General features: G+C 56.9%; 1 protein-coding gene. It reads left to right on the plus strand.

The window, feature by feature from the left end; all coding sequences use genetic code 11:
* Nucleotides 1–140: 140 nt before the first annotated feature.
* Nucleotides 141–935 (plus strand): hypothetical protein, encoded by a 795-nt coding sequence (locus HMPREF3099_RS12250; RefSeq protein WP_141761932.1) that lies wholly within the window; start codon nt 141–143, stop codon nt 933–935.
* The last annotated feature ends 449 nt before the right edge of the window (nt 936–1,384 follow it).

The raw sequence follows: 1,384 nt of genomic DNA on the forward strand, positions 1-1,384 counted from the left end.
GATCTGAGGGTGTAGCAGTGGTGGTGTGACACCCAATCCAGAATGGGCGGAACCCGGGCGAGGTGATCGGCTGGAGTCCGCCAATATGCTTCTTCCGCAGCGCGTTCGACAGGGGCGCGGCGGTGTGCTAACTTCCCTACATGAATATCGTGAACTCAATTGCAGAAAGTCTTGCCGGCGCCGTACTCATCACGGGCTCAACATTCGCTTCGGCCGATGAGGGATCTGGGGCGACCTCGCCCACTGTCGCTGCCGATCAAGCCTATCAGGCGGAGATTGAAGGTGTCGAGGAAAATGAGCAGTCCGCGGATGAATCACTTACTGGGGATGATATCGCTTCCCTCGCCGCACAGGGAGAGGTTGTAGAGTTTGCCGTGATGGGAAAGGAACTCGGGGGAGTTGGCAGTGAAGTCCCCGTGTCCCTTGAATCCAGTGTTGCTGCCCTAGATTCCGCCTCTGAGGTCGATGCAAATGATCTCACCCAAGGTGCAAGGGAACTAGAGTCGCTCGCTCTCCCGGCGCCAGATGGCCGCTATAATACGGTGTCCCACTGGAAGGACGGGGAGGGTCGGGGGGTGCATCTGCGCAAAGGCTATTACGAGCCGGCCACGGCTTTCACTAAGGAGCGAGGCTTTGGGCATATCAAGATGTACCGCAAGCACAACGTGACCAAGACTGCCGCTTATGCGTCTACCAGGATGTACGCGTCAACCATCAAGAAGGACGAAAAGCGCGAATATCTAGCCCCAGTGAATTACGTTACATGCAGTGGCCGATGGATCTTTCGCACCTGCAAGGTGACCGCAAGAACTATCCTTGTGACTATCCATGATGGGCGCACGCTCCGTGACGGGAAGTCCTTTGGGATCGTCACATCGTATTGCACGGGGTACATCCGTTGCCCTGATTGGGTAAAGCGTGCTGCGAACATCTGACCTGTCTGGCATGAGTGGCGGAGGGAAGATATGCCTCGGACTTTGACAGTGGACCAAGTGCGTGAGGGACTGCCGGTCCTCTGTCGCGAAGACACAGTTGAACCAGTTCTCTATGGGTTGGTACGCATCCTCTATGGCCATCCGGGGCGGGTCCTGCTGGGTGCTGGACCCGATCACGTAATGGTCGAATGGCTCGGGGCAGACCAAGAGTGGGGTTTGGACTGCGTGGGTTATGGTCGGATCGGCCCCAGGTTGGACACTTATGGTTTGAACGTCCCCGAGTCGGACAAGGAGTGGCAGGAAGCGGTAGCAAGAAGCCGTTCTACCCTCATCTATACATCTTGTGCAGACTGATCTCTCTGGTAACGGGGCTGTGTCAAGGCCTTGAAGGCAACGGTTTCATAACGGTCTCTTTGCAGGAGTTCGTGGAGTTCGAGGGGCTGCCGGCG

It is taken from the genome of Kytococcus sp. HMSC28H12 (assembly GCF_001816045.1).
Classification (GTDB): Bacteria; Actinomycetota; Actinomycetes; order Actinomycetales; family Dermatophilaceae; genus Kytococcus; species Kytococcus schroeteri.

What these genes read in the sequence shown, in the direction of transcription:
- HMPREF3099_RS12250 (WP_141761932.1), top strand. Translation starts at nt 141, where the DNA reads ATGAATATCGTGAACTCAATTGCAGAAAGTCTTGCCGGCGCCGTACTC.